Annotated in this window: 17 protein-coding genes; 9 read left to right on the forward strand and 8 right to left on the reverse strand. The window is 70.9% G+C overall.

Annotated features, from left to right (window positions below; all coding sequences use genetic code 11):
- Positions 1 to 7: 7 nt before the first annotated feature.
- From Ato02nite_RS13545 to Ato02nite_RS13555, 3 genes are read left to right on the forward strand one after another with little or no spacing between them, the layout of a single operon-like run.
- Entirely contained in the window at positions 8 to 514 is a 507-nt protein-coding gene (locus Ato02nite_RS13545) for a hypothetical protein (protein ID WP_213006826.1), read from the forward strand.
- Complete coding sequence (locus Ato02nite_RS13550) at positions 511 to 771, forward strand: hypothetical protein (protein WP_213006827.1); 261 nt, start codon at positions 511 to 513, stop codon at positions 769 to 771. Before Ato02nite_RS13545 ends, Ato02nite_RS13550 begins: the two co-directional genes overlap by 4 nt.
- 9 nt (positions 772 to 780) lie before the next feature.
- Positions 781 to 1311 (forward strand): ATP-binding protein, encoded by a 531-nt coding sequence (locus Ato02nite_RS13555; RefSeq protein WP_213006828.1) that lies wholly within the window; start codon positions 781 to 783, stop codon positions 1309 to 1311.
- 6 nt (positions 1312 to 1317) lie between these two features.
- Here the strand turns inward: Ato02nite_RS13555 and Ato02nite_RS13560 are convergent, their stop codons facing one another.
- Positions 1318 to 2442, reverse strand: a complete 1125-nt coding sequence (locus tag Ato02nite_RS13560; protein ID WP_213006829.1) for a sigma-70 family RNA polymerase sigma factor — start codon at positions 2440 to 2442, stop codon at positions 1318 to 1320.
- Positions 2443 to 2564: 122 nt separating this feature from the next.
- On the opposite strand from Ato02nite_RS13560, the gene Ato02nite_RS13565 reads away from it, so the two are divergent.
- From Ato02nite_RS13565 to Ato02nite_RS13580, 4 genes are read left to right on the forward strand one after another with little or no spacing between them, the layout of a single operon-like run.
- Entirely contained in the window at positions 2565 to 3503 is a 939-nt protein-coding gene (locus Ato02nite_RS13565) for a TIGR03557 family F420-dependent LLM class oxidoreductase (protein ID WP_213006830.1), read from the forward strand.
- 43 nt (positions 3504 to 3546) lie between these two features.
- Entirely contained in the window at positions 3547 to 4536 is a 990-nt protein-coding gene (locus Ato02nite_RS13570) for a DNA topoisomerase IB (protein WP_213006831.1), read from the forward strand.
- Between the two features lie 13 nt (positions 4537 to 4549).
- The gene (locus Ato02nite_RS13575; RefSeq protein ID WP_213006832.1) at positions 4550 to 5758 is read left to right on the forward strand and encodes a PP2C family protein-serine/threonine phosphatase; all 1209 of its coding nucleotides are present in this window, start codon (positions 4550 to 4552) and stop codon (positions 5756 to 5758) included.
- A gap of 58 nt (positions 5759 to 5816) precedes the next feature.
- Positions 5817 to 6329 (forward strand): DUF6328 family protein, encoded by a 513-nt coding sequence (locus Ato02nite_RS13580; protein ID WP_213006833.1) that lies wholly within the window; start codon positions 5817 to 5819, stop codon positions 6327 to 6329.
- On the opposite strand, the gene Ato02nite_RS13585 is transcribed toward Ato02nite_RS13580, so the two are convergent.
- From Ato02nite_RS13585 to Ato02nite_RS13600, 4 genes are read right to left on the reverse strand one after another with little or no spacing between them, the layout of a single operon-like run.
- Complete coding sequence (locus tag Ato02nite_RS13585; protein ID WP_307853704.1) at positions 6330 to 6755, reverse strand: SRPBCC family protein; 426 nt, start codon at positions 6753 to 6755, stop codon at positions 6330 to 6332.
- A complete protein-coding gene (locus tag Ato02nite_RS13590) occupies positions 6755 to 7225 on the reverse strand; it encodes a hypothetical protein (protein WP_213006835.1) in 471 nt (156 codons plus the stop codon). The genes Ato02nite_RS13585 and Ato02nite_RS13590 overlap by 1 nt, the downstream gene beginning before the upstream one ends.
- A 10-nt stretch (positions 7226 to 7235) precedes the next feature.
- A complete protein-coding gene (locus Ato02nite_RS13595; RefSeq protein ID WP_213006836.1) occupies positions 7236 to 8927 on the reverse strand; it encodes an alpha/beta hydrolase in 1692 nt (563 codons plus the stop codon).
- Entirely contained in the window at positions 8924 to 9223 is a 300-nt protein-coding gene (locus Ato02nite_RS13600) for a hypothetical protein (protein WP_213006837.1), read from the reverse strand. Before Ato02nite_RS13600 ends, Ato02nite_RS13595 begins: the two co-directional genes overlap by 4 nt.
- A gap of 217 nt (positions 9224 to 9440) precedes the next feature.
- Here Ato02nite_RS13600 and Ato02nite_RS13605 point away from each other — a divergent pair, with 217 nt between their 5' ends.
- Together Ato02nite_RS13605 and Ato02nite_RS13610 are read left to right on the forward strand one after the other, a co-directional pair.
- Positions 9441 to 10817 carry a CHAP domain-containing protein gene (locus Ato02nite_RS13605; RefSeq protein WP_213006838.1) on the forward strand — a complete coding sequence of 459 codons (1377 nt, stop codon included), beginning with the start codon at positions 9441 to 9443 and terminating at the stop codon, positions 10815 to 10817.
- Positions 10818 to 10827: 10 nt separating this feature from the next.
- Positions 10828 to 12246 carry a glycoside hydrolase family 19 protein gene (locus Ato02nite_RS13610; protein ID WP_213006839.1) on the forward strand — a complete coding sequence of 473 codons (1419 nt, stop codon included), beginning with the start codon at positions 10828 to 10830 and terminating at the stop codon, positions 12244 to 12246.
- On the opposite strand, the gene Ato02nite_RS13615 is transcribed toward Ato02nite_RS13610, so the two are convergent.
- Genes Ato02nite_RS13615 through Ato02nite_RS51575 form a run of 3 tightly spaced genes read right to left on the reverse strand, consistent with a single transcriptional unit; the run spans position 12243 to position 15155 of the window.
- The gene (locus tag Ato02nite_RS13615; RefSeq protein WP_213006840.1) at positions 12243 to 13091 is read right to left on the reverse strand and encodes a Rieske (2Fe-2S) protein; all 849 of its coding nucleotides are present in this window, start codon (positions 13089 to 13091) and stop codon (positions 12243 to 12245) included. The two genes, Ato02nite_RS13610 and Ato02nite_RS13615, sit on opposite strands and share 4 nt — an antisense overlap.
- Positions 13092 to 13140: 49 nt before the next feature.
- Positions 13141 to 14640, reverse strand: a complete 1500-nt coding sequence (locus Ato02nite_RS13620) for a CotH kinase family protein (protein ID WP_213006841.1) — start codon at positions 14638 to 14640, stop codon at positions 13141 to 13143.
- Entirely contained in the window at positions 14637 to 15155 is a 519-nt protein-coding gene (locus Ato02nite_RS51575; RefSeq protein WP_246606863.1) for a hypothetical protein, read from the reverse strand. The genes Ato02nite_RS13620 and Ato02nite_RS51575 overlap by 4 nt, the downstream gene beginning before the upstream one ends.
- Between the last annotated feature and the right edge of the window lie 26 nt (positions 15156 to 15181).

Genomic DNA, 15181 nt, shown 5'->3' on the forward strand with positions numbered 1-15181 from the left:
TCCGGTCATGAGACGGCGGGAGGTCGCGATCTCGATCGCGGCGGTGGTGCTGCTGTGGGCGGGCTTCGCGTACGACCTGACCAGGCCGGTCGATGCCCGCGGCTATCACCGCACCGTTCTGCAGGTGGCCGAGGCCGCCCAAGACGCCACCCAGACCGGGCGCCTCACCGGCGAGCAGCAGCTCGCCGGGAACGTGACCGGCCCGTTCGCGCGGGCCGCCTTCGACGACGCGTCCCGGGCGCTGGCCGGGGCGCAGCAGCAGTTCGCCGGCCAGGGGCCGCCCGACCGGGCCTCGGCCGAGCTTCGGGACCGGTTGACCCCGCTGCTCGCCGACTCGGTGCTCGCGCTGGGCGACACCGCCCGATCAGCCACCGATCCGGATCGGCATCGACCTGGTCGCGAAGGTGGACAGCGCGGTGCACCTGTCGGTGGCCCGCGAGTTGCTGCCCGACCCGCCGCTGGAGTCCTGGCTGCGCGACCACCTGATCGGCCGTATCCCGGGAGCCCGCCATGAGACCTAGGACGACGAGAGCCGGCGCGCTGATCGGCCGGCCGGTGGCCGGCGGCCGCATCGCCGACCTGATCGTCGACGACGATCATCGGGTGGTCGCCGCGATCGTCGTGCGTGGGCGCTGGGGCCGGCTGCTCGGCTACGAGCGGGACGAGACCGGCGGCCCATGGCTTCTCGAACGGCTGGCCCGGCGGGTCTGGCGGCGCAACGCGGTCGAGGTGCCCTGGGCGGAACTGCGTCTCGACGAACCGCCGGATTAGGCTGCTGAGGTGCTGAGCTGGACGGTCCAGGAGGACGACGGCCATGTGGTGGTCGTGGTGCGTGGTCACCTGGATCTCGCGAGTTCGCCCGGCCTGCTCACCGCCCTGCGGAAATGCCTGGCGGAGCAGCCGGAGGCGGTGCTGGTCGAACTCGACGACGGCCCGGCCGTCCTGCCCTCGATCCGCGACCAGCTGTTCCCGATCGCCGGCGCCGTGCGGCACGCCCGCAACCTGGCCACCGAGGCCTGCCTCACTTGGGAGCTGCCGCAGCTGGTCGGACCGGCCGCCCTGGTGGCGAGCGAGCTGGTGTCGAACGCGGTCGAGCACGCCGGAACGACGATCACCCTGGAGTTCCGGCGGCGCCCGCGGCACGTGCACGTCATCGTCCGCGACGGTTCGCCCGGCGAGCCGGTGCCCCGTGACCCGGGTGTCCAGGCCGAGCGCGGTCGCGGGTTGATGCTGGTGAACAGCATCGCCGCGCATTGGGGATGGCTGCCGACCCGGGACGGCAAGGTCGTCTGGGCCGCGCTGGCGGTCTGACCGCGGTCAGTCGTCGATCAGGGTCTGCAGGCCGGAGGCGGCGACGATCTGGGCGACGTACGGCTGGAGGCCGGTCACCCGTACCGGAATCCGCCGGACCCGGGCCACCTCGTGCAGGGTGACCAGGACACCGATGCCCGCCGCGTCGACCAGCGGCACCCCGGCGAGATCGAGTTCCAGTCCGCGTGCCCGGCCGCCGTCGCGCAGCAGGGCCAGCAGTTCGTTGCGCAGGTGAGCCGCATTGTCACGGTCGAGCTCGCCCAGCACCCCGCATCGGATGACGTCGCCGTCCCAGGTGGTGGCCAGCGCGAGCCGGTGATCGGTGCCGTCCGGGCCGGCCCACGGCGGTGTGGTGTCGCTCAGCATCGCCTGCCGCAGCCAGGCCAGGGCCCGCGTCATCAGCCGCGACACGTGCATCTGCGAGACGCCCGTCTCCCGGGCGATCTCGGCCTGGCTGAGGTTGTCGTAGAAACGCAGCCGGAGGATGCGTCGCTCGCGGTCCGGCAGCCGGCAGATCAGCCGCTCCAGGCTCGCCCGGTCGTCGACCAGGTCGAGGCCCGGGTCCGGGGCGCCGAGCAGTTCGCCGGCCTCGACCCCGCCGTAGCCGTCGGTCTCGGCGTTCAGCGAGCTCTGCGCGTAGGCGGCGGCGGAGATCTGGCCGTCGCGCACGGCGGCCACCGCGATGCCGAGCCGCTCGGCGATCTCCTCGTCGGTGGGCCGGCGGGACAGCTCGGCGGTGAGGGCCGAACGGGCATGGCCCACCTCGAGGCTGAGGTTCTGCATGCGGCGGGGGACATGGACACCCCAGCCGTGGTTGCGGAAGTGCCGCTTGATCTCGCCGGTGATGGTGACGATCGCGTACGCGGTGAACGAGCCCCGCCGAGGGTCGAAGCGGTTGACCGACTTCACCAGCCCCAGCCGGGCCACCTGCTCCAGATCGTCGGGTGACTCGCCCCGGCCGTAGTAGCGCCGCGACAATCGGCGGGCGAACGGCAGCGCCAGCCCGACGAAGTCGGCGCGCAACCGGTCCCGCTGCGACGGGCCGGCACCCGCGCAGGCGTACGCGTACGCGTACGCGTGGGCCGCGTGGTCCAGGTCTTCGAGCGGCTCGATGTCCTCGGTGTCCGGCATGCCACGACCCCTTTGTCGGAAGCCCTGAGCCGAGTGTCGACCACGCACCCGGGCCCCGCACGCCGGACCCCGAACAACGACACATCCGGGTTCGGCCGGTGCCGCCGGGGTATCCGGATGGCATGCGAATCGGATATTTCCTTTCCTGTGAGGAGTACACGCCCGCCGAGCTGATCGAGCAGGCGAGGCTGGCCCAGGAGGCCGGCTTCCAGGGTCTGTGGATCTCCGACCACTACCATCCGTGGAACGACGAGCAGGGGCAGAGCCCGTTCGTCTGGTCGATCATCGGCGCGCTGAGCCAGGTCGTCACGATCCCGGTGACCACCGCCGTGACCTGCCCGATCATGCGGATCCACCCGGCCGTGGTGGCGCAGGCCGCCGCGACCAGCGCGGTGCTGCACGACGGCCGGTTCGTGCTCGGCGTCGGCACCGGCGAGGCCCTCAACGAGCACATCCTCGGCGACCGGTGGCCGTTCGCCGACGAGCGCCTGGAGATGCTCGAGGAAGCCGTCGAGGTCATGCGGGAGCTATGGCAGGGCGGTTTCGTCACCCACCACGGCAAGCACTACACCGTCGATCAGGCGCAGGTCTATACCCGGCCCGCGACCCCGCCGAAGGTGTACGTCTCCGCGTTCGGTCCCAAGGCGCTCGAGGTCTCGGCCCGGATCGGCGACGGCTACATCTCCACCATGCCCGACGGTGACCTGCTGAAGCAGTGGCGTGACGCCGGCGGCGGCGACAAGCCGGCCCAGGGCGCGTTCAAGGGCTGCTTCGCGCCGACCGAGGACGAGGGCGTCGAGATCGCCCATCGGCTCTGGGCCAACGCGGGGGTGCCGGGTGAGCTGTCGCAGGTGTTGCCGTCACCGAAGCACTTCGAGCAGGCCTCGCAGCTGGTGACGCCGGAGATGACGCGGGAGTCGGTGGTCTGCGGCCCGGGCCCGGCCGGCCACGCCGAGCAGCTCAAGAAGTACGAGGACGCGGGCTTCGACGAGGTGTACGTGGCGAACATGGGGCCGCACTACCGCGACTTCATCGACCTGTACAAGCGAGAATTCCTCTGACCATCATGGGTTTGCCTGTCTCGATGCAGGGCATCCCGCGCGGGTGGCTCGGTTACGTCGCAGCGATCTGACCAGGCCGGGGCTGACCCGGCGCCGCAGCGGACGAGGTTTCCGCCATCTCGGCACGCACGGCGAGAAGATCACCGACGACGCCACGATCGAGCGGATCAAGGGCCTGGTCATCCCGCCGGCCTGGCAGGACGTGTGGATCTCGCCGGACCCGCGCGGGCACATCCAGGCGACCGGCGTCGACGTGGCCGGCCGCAAGCAGTACCTCTACCACCCCGACTGGCGTACGGCCCGCGACGAGAAGAAGTTCGAGCGGGTGCGGGAGGTGGCCGAGGGGCTGCCGGAGATGCGCGAGCGGATCTGCGCCGACCTGACGACCGGCCGCGGGCTCACCCGGGAACGGGTGCTCGCGGCCATCGTCCGCCTGCTCGACCTGGGCATGTTCCGGATCGGCAGCAACGAGTACGCCGCCCGCGACGAGGACCCGTCGTACGGCCTGTCCACGCTGCGGCCGGAGCACCTCTGCACCCGCGCGGGTCAGGTGGAGTTCTGTTTCCCGGGCAAGTCCGGGGTCGAGCACAGCGGCAGCGTCGACGACGGTGAGGTCTGCCGTGTCCTGCGCGATCTGCAGCGGCGGCGGCGCGGTGCGGACCGGCTCTTCGCGTTCTGGGACCGGCGCGCCCGGCGGTGGCAGGAGATTCACGCGGACGTGGTGAACGACTACCTCAAGGAGATCAGCGGCGAGCAGATGACCGCCAAGGATTTCCGCACCTGGCGCGGCACCGTCGAGGCCGCCGTGGCGCTGGCCGAGGCCGGCCCGCAGCCCACCGCGGCGAAGCGGAGGAAGGCCGTGGCGGGAGCCATGAAGCAGGTCGCGGGCCTGCTCGGCAATACGCCGGCGGTGGCCCGGGCCTCGTACGTCGATCCTCGGGTCATCGACCGCTACGAGCACGGCGAGACCGTCCGGCGCGGGACCGAGAAGGAAGTGCACGACCTCCTGAGGCCGAATCATGACGATGCTTGAGTAAGTTATCCGCATGGCCGCGGACGAAATCCGGAACGACGAACGGCTGCGTCGTCTCGAGGCCCTCACCGACGCCACCCTGTCCCGCCTGGACGCCTCCGACCTGCTCGACGAGCTCCTCGACCGGGTGCGTGATCTGCTGTCCGCCGACACCGCCGCGATCCTGCTGCTCGACCCGCATTCGCGGCAGCTGGTCGCGACCGCGGCCAAGGGGCTCGAGGAGGAGGTGCGGCGAGGCGTCCGGGTCGGGCTCGGCCAGGGCTTCGCCGGGCGGGTGGCCGAGACCCGCAGCCCGCTGATCCTCACCGATTTCACCGCGGACGACGTGGTCAACCCGGTTCTGGTCGAGATGGGCATCCGGGCACTGCTCGGGGTGCCGATCGTGGCGGCCGGCGAGGTGCTCGGGGTGCTGCACGTCGGCTCGTTGCGACCGCGCACCTTCACCGCCGACGACGTGCGGCTGCTGGAGCTGGCCGCCGACCGGGCCGGCCTGGCCGGGCAGATCCGTAACCAGAAACTCGAGCAGGCCACCGCCCTGGCGCTGCAGCGCAGCCTGCTGCCGAGCATCCTGCCCGAGGTGCCCGGCGTCGAGCTGGCCGCCCGCTACGTTCCCGGGCACGCGTTCGGCATCGGCGGCGACTGGTACGACGTCTTCACCCTGCCGACCGGCTGGCTCGGCGTGGTGATCGGCGACGTCTCCGGTCACGGCCTGGCGTCCGCGGTGGTGATGGGCCGCATCCGGAGCGCCCTCCGGGCGTACGCCCTGATCAGCGACGACCCGGCGGAGGTGCTCACCCTGCTGGACCGCAAGGTCCGGCATTTCGAGGCCGGCAACCTCACCACCGCGCAGTACGCGATGATCTCGCCGGACCGCACCGTCGTGCACATCTCCACCGCCGGTCACCCGCCCCCGGTGCGGCTCGTGCCGGGCGGTGTCGCGGCCGTGACGGTGCTGCCGGCCGACCCGCCGCTGGGCATCGGCGACAGCCGCCGCCGGCGCCGCACCACCACCCTCGAGCTGCCGCCGGGTGCGGTGCTCGCCTTCTACACCGACGGACTGGTCGAGCGGCGCGGGCAGCTCATCGACCTCGGCATCGGCCGGCTGGCCGAGGCGGTGTGCCCGGACCCGCCGGACGAACTCTGCTCGAAGATCATGGGCACGGTCGGGCTCGACGCGCCGACCGACGACGTCGCACTGCTCGTCGTGCGCCGTTCAAGTTGATTCGATCGATACCTATTCAGCGTTTCGGCGGGCTCCGCTTCGGAGAATATGAGACGCCATGGCCCCCGAGAAACGACACGTCAGGTACGAGGACGAGAAGCACCGCTGGGACCGGAACTTCGCCGATATTCTCCAGGAGCTGCGGGTCACCCAGACCGGCATCCAGATCCTCTTCGCGTTCCTGCTGACCCTGCCGTTCAGCAACGGATTCCCGCGCACCACGCCGTTCCAGAAGGACGTATACATCGTGGCGCTGCTGGCCGCCGCCGCCTCCACCGCGATGGTCATCTCACCGGTGGCGTTCCACCGGGCTCTGTTCCGGCAGGGCCGCAAACCGGAACTGGTCCGCTACGCCCACCGGATGCTCACCGGCGGGCTGGCGTTCCTGCTGATCGCCATGGTCTCCAGCGTCTTCCTGATCGTCGACTTCCTGCTCAGCCGGGGCTTCGCGCTGCTGTTCGGCGGCGTGACGGCGGTGTTCTTCCTGATGTTCTGGGCCGCCATCCCCTGGTACCGGCACAACTGGATCGACGAGGACGAAGAGGAGGAGGACCAGGAGGCCACGTCCTGATCAGCGGCGCTCGGCCAGATCGGCGAGGCGGTTCAGGGCCTCCGTGTTACGGGCGTGCAGCACGAGGTCGTTGATTTTGTTGCGCAGCAGCAGCAGCGGTCCGCCGTCGAGCTGCTCGTGCATGGTCACCCGGGTGGCGTCCGGCCCGTCCGGCTCCAGGATGATGTCGACGGTCGCCTCGCCCAGCGGCCACAGTCCGGCCTTGAGTTTCAGCCGCCGATCGGTCGTCACGGCGAGCACCGTCGAGGAATCCCGCAGCGACACCGGCCACGGTCCGGCCTTGTGGTGCAGTTGAGATCCCACCGCGGGCCACGACGGGTCGACGTCGCGGATGTGCGCGGTGCCGACCACCCAGTCGCTGTAGCACCACCCGTCGGAGAGAACGGCGAAAACTCGGTCGGCCGGTGCCTTGATTGCGCGCTTCACTATTGCCACGCTGCGTGATTACCCCCGGAAGGGCTGCCGTAACAGGGGGAGTAGACGAGCAGGGCGAGAGCGCTGCCCTGCACGGTGCTCTCCAGGTGGACCTTGAACTCGTCCGGGGTCGTGGCGGCCAGGATCGCGGTCGTGCCGATGGTGCGGTTGTCGGTGATCGTCCAGCCGGCGGCCTTCCACTCGTCGCGCACCCGGGCCGCCGTCGCGACGTGCTCGGCCGCGGGCAGCGCGACCTGATATCCGCCCTGGATGAAGTAGACGCCGTCGCCGCCGCTCTCACCGCGCCGGCCGGTGCACGGCGCGTCGAGCAGGCTCGGCCGGGTCAGCACTCCGCCGAGCTGCCCGGCGACACTCTCCGCCCGGGCCTGCACCACCGCCTTGGCGTCGTCGATGGTTTTGGTCTCCACGTCGTCCTTCCCTCCGTCACACCCGGCCACCGCCAGGGCCGTTACCAGCATCACCAGGAGCACCTCAGGGAACGACGTCCGGCGGCGGCGAGCCGTGCACCGTGCCGACCCGGCTGTACTGGCCGACCAGAACCCTTGCCTGGTTGTTGACGCTCTCACTGTCCTGCTCCCAGTAGTGGGTGTGTCCGGAGGTGTCGACGACGTACTGGTTGGCGCCGAACGCCGCCTCGTGCGGGCTGACGCCGTGACCGTCGTCGTACGCGTCGCCGATGAACGGGCCGGCGATCGGCACGAGCTGCGTGTACTTGGTGACGTTGCTGGTCTCCGAGACCGGGTCGTTGCCGGCCGAACCGGCCCACACGTGCCGCGGGTCGGCCATCAGGTCACTCGCGTGGTCGGTGTGCATGCCCGGGCTGCCCTGCACCATGATGTCGTCGACCGGCAGCCGGCCGGTCAGGGCCGCCTCGGCGACCACCGTCGAACCGTACGAGTGGCCCATCGCGACCAGGTGCGACGGCCCGGTGTCGTGGGTGGCCCGGAGGCCCTCCATGAAGTGCAGATAGGACGGCCCGCCCTGCTCGGACCGGCCCTCGCCCACCACCGAGAAGTTGTTCAGGTCGGGGGCGTCGTAGCCCAGCCAGTACACCGTGGAGACCTGGCCGGGCTGATCCAGGTACAGGTCGGTGGCGGCGTTGACGGTCTGCATCCGCTTCACGTTGTCGACGGTGTTGCCCTCCATCGTGGTGCCCAGGCCGGGCACCCACACGCCGGTGTGCAGTGCGGTGTCCGGATCGCCCACCGCGATCACCACCCGCCCGTCGCCCGAGCCGTCCACCCCGAGCAGCAGCCCCGGCGGCCCGAGCCGTTGCAGCGCCTTGTCGACCTCGGCGAGTTTGTCCAGCTGGGACTGCGCGGCGTTCATCGCCTCGGTCTCCCGCTGGATCTCGAACCGGTTGCGCGGATCGTTCATCAGCAGGTCGGCGAGGCGGCGGGCGTGCGCGTCGGCGTCGGACCGCAGCGCGTCCATCCGAGTGGTCAGCACCAGGCGATTGGCGACGTCCCGGTCGGTCGACGGCACCCCGTCGAGCCAGCCGACCAGCTCCGGGAAATCCCGGATCGCCTGCTCCTGCTGCTCCGGCGTGAGCGTGCGCCACCAGCCGTTGACCTCTTTCGGCGTACGCCCCTGCTGGTCACGCAGCGTCGCCTCGTCGACCGGCGGAAGACCCAGCGTGCCGAAGCCGGCCGTAGCGTCCGGCAGGTTGACGCTGATCGCGTCGGCCGTGCTCGCGTCCGACTCGGCGGCCTGGGCCAGGATCGCCCGGAACTCGTTCACGTACGCCGCGATCTGCTGCGCGACGATCTGCGGCGAACCGGATTCGGTGAACATCCGGGAGGGCGCGGTCACCGTACCCGTGGTGACGTCGACCGAGAATCCGCGGCCGGACGCCTCCGCCGCGATGCCCTGCACGCGGCCCTGCAGGCCGCGCAGGGTGTCGGCGTGCAGGCGCAGGGCGTCACCGATGCGCCGGCACGGAGGGTACGCGTTGCTGGCCTCGGACCGCAGATCGTGACCGCGCGCCGCCGCGGCCTCGGCGGCCGGCCCGTCCGGCCACACGTGCTCGAGGTCGCGGCTGACCCGGATCAGCTCCTCGCAGGCGTCGTCGATGCTGCCGGCCATCCGCAACCACCCGTCGGCCCGCCGCCCGATCGCGTCGGTGTCGACGTCGAACAGCATCCGCAGGGTGACCTCGCTCATCGCGGCGGCCGCCCGGCGCCGCCGACCCGGTCGGCTGCGGCCTGGTCACTGGCCTGCAACGCCCGGGCCGACGCGGTGAGCCCGTCCCCGAACGCGCGGACCTGACCGGCGAGGTTGCCGGTGAAGGTCTGCCAGGCCGCGGCGGCCCGCCGCAGGGCGGCATCGGTGGCCCAGCCGGCCGATCCGGCCGCCGGCGGCAGATCAGATTCATTTCCGGTGTACGCCGTGCGAAAGCCGTCGGACGCCGCCGCGACGGCCCCGCCCACTTTGACCAGCCCCGGTAGGTCGACCTCCACGTAGAGCCCCCCGTAAATGCCTCAACGTGTCCAGCACGGTACAACACGTGAGCCGTACGGGCGGGGGTCGTGCCGAACCGTCGGATCCCGCACGGGGTCAGCGGACTGTCCGGAAATGCCGTCCACAGGGGCCTAAGTACCTTTTAGCCATTTCGATCGGCGGTCCGCTTTGCTTGGGTTGCTCTCGGTAACCACTTCCATCCCTCCGAGGAGCAACATGTTTCGCATTCGGGCCATGGTGCTGGGTCTGGCGCTGGTCGCCGGCTCGGCCGGGGCCGTCCCCCTGTCGATGTCCCCGGCGGCCGCGGCGGCGGGCAACGTGCTGCTGCCGGGCAGCCAGTGGTTCGGCGGCACCGGCGTGCCGGTCTGCAACCTGCCCAAGTGGACCACCTGCGGCGGCCAGGCCCCGGTCGGCTCGGCCGGGCAGTGCGTAGAGCTGGCGCAGCGCTTCTACCAGGCCAAAGGATGGTACCGGGGGATCTTCCCGAACGTCGCGGGCGCGATCGACATCTTCACCGGCGCGGCGAAACTGGGCATGACCCGGCAGGCCCAGGGCGCGATCAGCACGGTCGTCCCCGGCGACATGCTGGTGTTCAGCGGCGGCAGCACCCGGCTGGCCGACGGACGGCTCGCCGGGCACGTCGCGGTGATCGACAGCATCACCACCAACGGGGACGGGACCCGCACCCTCAACACGGTCAACCAGAACGCGAAGGTCGTGCGGCAGCCGGCCCGATGGCACGGTGGCCGGGTCGACTCGTACCTGTCGACGCACACGATCGAAGGTGTCGTGCACGACCCGGACAATCGCGGCTCCGGCACCGGTGCGGGCGGCAGCACCGGCTACCCGGACGTCGTCAACGGCGGCGGCTCCCGGCTGACCGGGCCGAGCTCCTACCTGGACGTCAGCTCGATCGGGCAGGTCTACGCCTGGAACGGCGCCTACCACGGTGGGCAGCCGGCCGGGAACACCGGCATCACCGACGTGGCCCTCGCGCCGAACGGGCGCGGTTACTGGATGACCGACTCGGTGGGGCACGTCTACGCGTACCCGGGCGCCAACCCCTACTTCGGCGGCAGCCCGCAGGGTGCCGGGCGGATCGTCTCGATCGCCGCTCGGCCGGACGGCACCGGTTACTGGCTGATGTCCGAGAGCGGGCAGGTCTACTCCTACCCGCCGAGCAACACCTACTACGGCGGCAGCCCGGCCGGCTACTCCGGCAAGTTCGTGGCGATCGAGGCGACCTCGACCGGCCGCGGCTACTGGCTGCTCACCTCGGCCGGCCAGATCTACGCGTACGGCGACGCGCCGTGGCACGGCAACGCGACCGGTTTCCAGAAGGCGATCGTCAGCCTGTCCCGCACCCCCGGCAACGGATATGTGCTGGTCAGCATGACCGGCCAGGTGTACGCGTTCGGCGACGCCAAGCATTTCGGCAACGTGCCGAGCATCGCCGGGGACGCGGCCGACATCAGCTACGCGCTGCCCGGCATGGCACCCGGCTACCTGATCGTCAGCACCTCCGGCGCGCACTACGCGTTCGGCTCGGCGCCGTTCATCAACAACCCGACCGGCTACACCGGCAAGTTCTAGGGAGAACGCCATGAAACGCTGGCTCGCAGCCGTCGTCCTCGCGGCGACCGTCATCACCCCCGCCTCGGCCGCGTCGGCGGCCGACGTCACCACCCACAAGCCGCCGGTCGGCGTCGCCGCCAGCCGGTCCGGCCTCGGTTACTGGATCGCCGCCGCGGACGGTGGTGTCTTCAGCTTCGGTGACGCCAGGTTCTACGGCTCGATGGGCGGCAAGCCGCTCAACGCCCCGATCACCGGCATCGCGGCCACTCCGTCCGGCCTGGGCTACTGGCTGGTCGCGGCGGACGGTGGGGTGTTCGCGTTCGGCGACGCCGCCGCGAAGGGCTCGATGGGCGGCAAGCCGCTCAACGCCCCGGTCCGCGGCATCGCCGCGACGCCGTCCGGGCAGGGCTACTGGCTGGTGGCCGCCGACGGCGGGATCTTCTCGTTCGGTGACGCGAAGTTCGCCGGCTCGATGGGCGGCAAGCCGCTCAACGCGCCGATGGTCGGCATCAGCGCCACCCCGTCCGGCCAGGGCTACTGGCTGGCCGGCGCGGACGGCGGGGTGTTCGCGTTCGGCGACGCTCCCGCGAAGGGCTCGATGGGCGGCAAGCCGCTCAACGCCCCGGTCGTCGGGATCACCGGCTCCCCCAGCGGCCAGGGCTATCGACTGGTGGCGGCGGACGGCGGGATCTTCGCGTACGGCGATGCCAGGTTCTTCGGGTCGATGGGCGGGCAGCGCCTCGCCAAGCCGGTGCTCGGAATGGCCGCGATCCGCAACGACGGCTACCTGATGATCGCCGGCGACGGCGGGCTGTTCGCGTTCGGCTCGGCCGCCTACTTCGGCCGGGTGACCTACTCCGGCGACGCCGGCAGCACCCTGCCGGCCGACGCCGCGGTCACCCCCGCCCTGCTCAAGGAGGCGCTGGGCATTCCGTTGACCCCGGCGGTGACCGACGGCCTGCCGTCACTGAACGCCGCCATGCGCCGCGGCAACATCAACAGCCCGGCCCGGGTGGCCGCGTTCCTCGCCACGCTCAAGGTGGAGAGCGGGGTGCAGTACGGCCGGCTGGAGATCGGCTGCAGCGCCAAGATGAAGTACTACCCGTACTGCGGTCGCGGCTTCACCCAGCTGACCTGGGACTACAACTACCGGGCGGTCGGCGCCTACCTGAACCACGACTTCCTCGGTCACCCCGACGACGCTCGTTCGGCGGCCTACAGCGCCGACATCGCGCGGTGGTACTGGACCGTGTCGCACGATCTCAACACGCCGTCGGACCAGCTCAACATGGGCCGGGTGACCAAGGCGATCAACGGCTCCGGGGCCACTACCGCCACGATGACGGCCCGCTGCAACGACTTCAAGGGCGTGCTCACCTACTACCGCAACCACGGCGGGTACGCCGTGGACCTCAACGCGGTGAACTGCTACGACAAGAAGTCCTAGGGCTGGCGCACCTCGACGTTGCCGTCGTGCACGCGGACCGGCAGGACCGGCTGATTGCTGGCCGCCGGCCCGTGCACGACGGCACCGTCGCGCAACCGGAAGGTGCTGCCGTGCCAGGGGCAGACGATGCACGCGTCGGAACCCGTGCCGACCACCTCGCCCTCGCCGAGCGGGGCCGTCTCGTGGCCACACCGCTCGATCATCGCCGAGACGTCGGCGCCGTCGCGGTAGAACAGGACGGCCACGTCGCCGACCGTGCGGACGGCGGGCTTGCGGTCCGGGAACGACGCCAGGGAACCGGCGACGGTCCATTCCTCCGGGATGCGGACGATCTCTGGGGCGGCCTGATTGGCGCCACCGCTCTGGGCGTACGCCAGATGGCCGCCCAGATAAGCACCCAGCCCGGCCACCGACAGACCGGCGAAGCCGAGGGCCTTGCCCCGCGCGGTGTTGCCGCGCAGGCGGGCCACCAGCGACCCGGCGTAGAGGCCGACCGCGACGACGTTGGCCGCGGCGTGCACGAGACCGACCCGGCGCCGGTCCTTGGTCATCTCCGACCAGTCGACCAGGCCGGCCGCGATGGCCGGAACCGCCCCGGCGGTGCCGACCGCGACCAGCGTGGTGGTCGCCCGCCGGGTGCCGGGCAGCAGATCGAGGATGGCGGTGCTGATGAACGCGCCGACCGGCGCCTGAACCAGCACGGGGTGCAGCGGATGCCCGAGCCAGGTGCCGTGCAGCAGGTCCTTGAGCCGCTGCGGGCGGGACGCGCCGAGAACCGCTTCCTGAAGCTTGTCACTGACCGTGTCGAGCGAGCGAGCCTCTTCCAACCGGGTGAGTATCCGCATGGCATGGGCGTTCCCCGCCCGGCGCCGCCAAAACATCGATGCCGAACCGTCAGCCGGTGATGACCCCGTTGGTGGCGAGGAACTGGGTGCGCTCGCGGAGGAACGTGCGCAGGGTGTCCGCCTCGGTGGAGACCGCGGCGGGGTCGGCGCCGTTCACGGTGGTGACGACCTTGGTGATGGTGTCGACGGCGTTCAGGGCGGCGGCACCGGCGAAGATCTTGCGGTACAGCTCGCGGTAGGCCTCGTCGTACGTCGGCCGGTAGGCCGCGGAGGCCAGGAAACGCTCCTTGAGCTTGTTGCCGCTCATTCCGCGGAAACCCCCGCCGCCCTGGGGTGGCTGCACGCCGTCGGGCGGCTGCATTCCGGCGGCAGGCTCCTGGCCGCCACCGGGGAAGGCGCCGCCGCCCGGGAGCCCGCCGCCGCCCCGGAAGCCGCCGCCCATGCTGGCGGTCGTGTGCGGGTCCTGGGTGGCGTCGCCGGAGAGGGCCAGGTTGTAGTCCCAGCCGATCACCGCGAACTTGCGGGTGCGCAGGTCGTACCAGAGGTAGTAGTTGCGGCCGGGGCCGGCCATGTCGTCGAAGTTGGTCAGCAGGTTCTGGGTCGCGACGTAGCGGGCGAACGACGCGACGTCGACGTGGTCGCCGAGGCGCTGGTCGAAGTCGGCGTCGCTGCTCCCGTTCACCCATTTGATCAGGTCGATGACCGGCTGGAGGTCCTGGCTGCCCTTCAGGTTGATCTGCTTGAAGTCGTCGGCGTAGTCGGTGGGGTCGTCGCCCTGGTCGGTGAACTGGCTGGTGGCCATGCTCTTGTAGAGGACGCCGTCGTCCCCCACGGTGGCGGTGAAGTTCTCGTCGGGGTGCTCGACGATGAGCCGGGCGGTGGCCGGGCGGTCGTTGACGGTGAAGCTGCTGTAGGCGTACCGCTGGATCGGCTCGCCCGCCGCGGCCAGCACGTTGAGGGTGACCGCCTCGTTGAGGACGCTCGCGCCGCCGCCCATGCCGCCGACCCGCACGGCGATCTCGCGGTGGCCCTGGTAGCGGCGGCCGTCGACGAACTCGTCGAAGCGGATCAGCCAGGGCAGCTTCTCCGGTTCCTCGGCCTTGAGCGACGCTCGGCCGCCCCCGAAACCGCCGCGGCCGCCGCCGAAGCCGCCCTGGCGCGATTGGCCGTCGCGGGTGATGCCCTGCAGGGTCGAGTTGCCCTTGAGCCGGATGCCGACGCTGGGCACCGCGGTCCCGTCGATGGTCAGGTCGGCTTCGAGGAAGTCCTTCTCACCGTTCTTCCAGAAGGAGTCGAGCAGGCGCTGGTAGTCGTCGTCGCGGAAGGTCAGCTTGATGCTGTGCGGGCGGGTCGCGTCGAACAGGTCGGTGGTGCCGGCCAGGTCGACCGTCACGTCGTCGCCGCTCCGGTCGCCGGCGCTGGTGACCAGCGGCGTGACCCGTACGGTGCTGAACAGCACGGCGAGCGCGAGCACCACCGCGGCGCAGGTGGCCAGGAGTTTCCAGTAGTGCCGGACCCGGACCGGGATGCGGTGTTTGAGGGAGGTCATAGGTCGGCCTGGTCGTAGCCGGTCAGGACGGTGACTTCACCCAGGGCAGCGATCAGGGTGCCGGGTTCGGTGCCTTTCTTGAGCCGGACGGTGTAGGTCAGTTCGGTCAGGGCGCCGCCGCGGATGGATTCGAGGCTGACCAGTTCGAATTCGCTGCTGCCGACGGTCGACGAGGTGCCCGGCACTGGCTGTAGGACACGTTGCGGTGGGTGAACCGGTAGACCCAGGCGATCATGGCGCTGAGCACGAAGGACAGTGACCGGGCGATCGCGACCGGCCGCAGGTCGAGGAGGGTGACCAGCTGGGCTCCACACGCCGTACCCACCGGCGGGGGAGTAGCTGTCGGCGTCCAGCCGGGCGGCCAGCTCGGCGCGCAGCACGGGAACCTGCTCAGTCGGCAGCAGGTACTTGATCTCGTACCGGTTGAACGAGTGCAGCCGGCTCGGCGCCCGCAGCGCGTGCCCGACGACGTCCGGGGTCACGGGCTCGTCCCGGCGGCGGAAGGGCAGGCGCATCAGGAGTGTCTATCGACGAGACCTCA

Origin of the sequence: Paractinoplanes toevensis, from assembly GCF_018332695.1 — a bacterium.
Classification (GTDB): domain Bacteria; phylum Actinomycetota; class Actinomycetes; order Mycobacteriales; family Micromonosporaceae; genus Actinoplanes; species Actinoplanes toevensis.

Coding starts and splice junctions, on each gene's coding strand:
- Ato02nite_RS13545 (WP_213006826.1), top strand. CDS start 8: ATGAGACGGCGGGAGGTCGCGATCTCGATCGCGGCGGTGGTGCTGCTG.
- Ato02nite_RS13550 (WP_213006827.1), top strand. CDS start 511: ATGAGACCTAGGACGACGAGAGCCGGCGCGCTGATCGGCCGGCCGGTG.
- Ato02nite_RS13560 (WP_213006829.1), bottom strand. CDS start 2,442: ATGCCGGACACCGAGGACATCGAGCCGCTCGAAGACCTGGACCACGCG.
- Ato02nite_RS13565 (WP_213006830.1), top strand. CDS start 2,565: ATGCGAATCGGATATTTCCTTTCCTGTGAGGAGTACACGCCCGCCGAG.
- Ato02nite_RS13575 (WP_213006832.1), top strand. CDS start 4,550: ATGGCCGCGGACGAAATCCGGAACGACGAACGGCTGCGTCGTCTCGAG.
- Ato02nite_RS13580 (WP_213006833.1), top strand. CDS start 5,817: ATGGCCCCCGAGAAACGACACGTCAGGTACGAGGACGAGAAGCACCGC.
- Ato02nite_RS13595 (WP_213006836.1), bottom strand. CDS start 8,927: ATGAGCGAGGTCACCCTGCGGATGCTGTTCGACGTCGACACCGACGCG.
- Ato02nite_RS13605 (WP_213006838.1), top strand. CDS start 9,441: ATGTTTCGCATTCGGGCCATGGTGCTGGGTCTGGCGCTGGTCGCCGGC.
- Ato02nite_RS13610 (WP_213006839.1), top strand. CDS start 10,828: ATGAAACGCTGGCTCGCAGCCGTCGTCCTCGCGGCGACCGTCATCACC.
- Ato02nite_RS13615 (WP_213006840.1), bottom strand. CDS start 13,091: ATGCGGATACTCACCCGGTTGGAAGAGGCTCGCTCGCTCGACACGGTC.
- Ato02nite_RS13620 (WP_213006841.1), bottom strand. CDS start 14,640: ATGACCTCCCTCAAACACCGCATCCCGGTCCGGGTCCGGCACTACTGG.
- Ato02nite_RS51575 (WP_246606863.1), bottom strand. CDS start 15,155: ATGCGCCTGCCCTTCCGCCGCCGGGACGAGCCCGTGACCCCGGACGTC.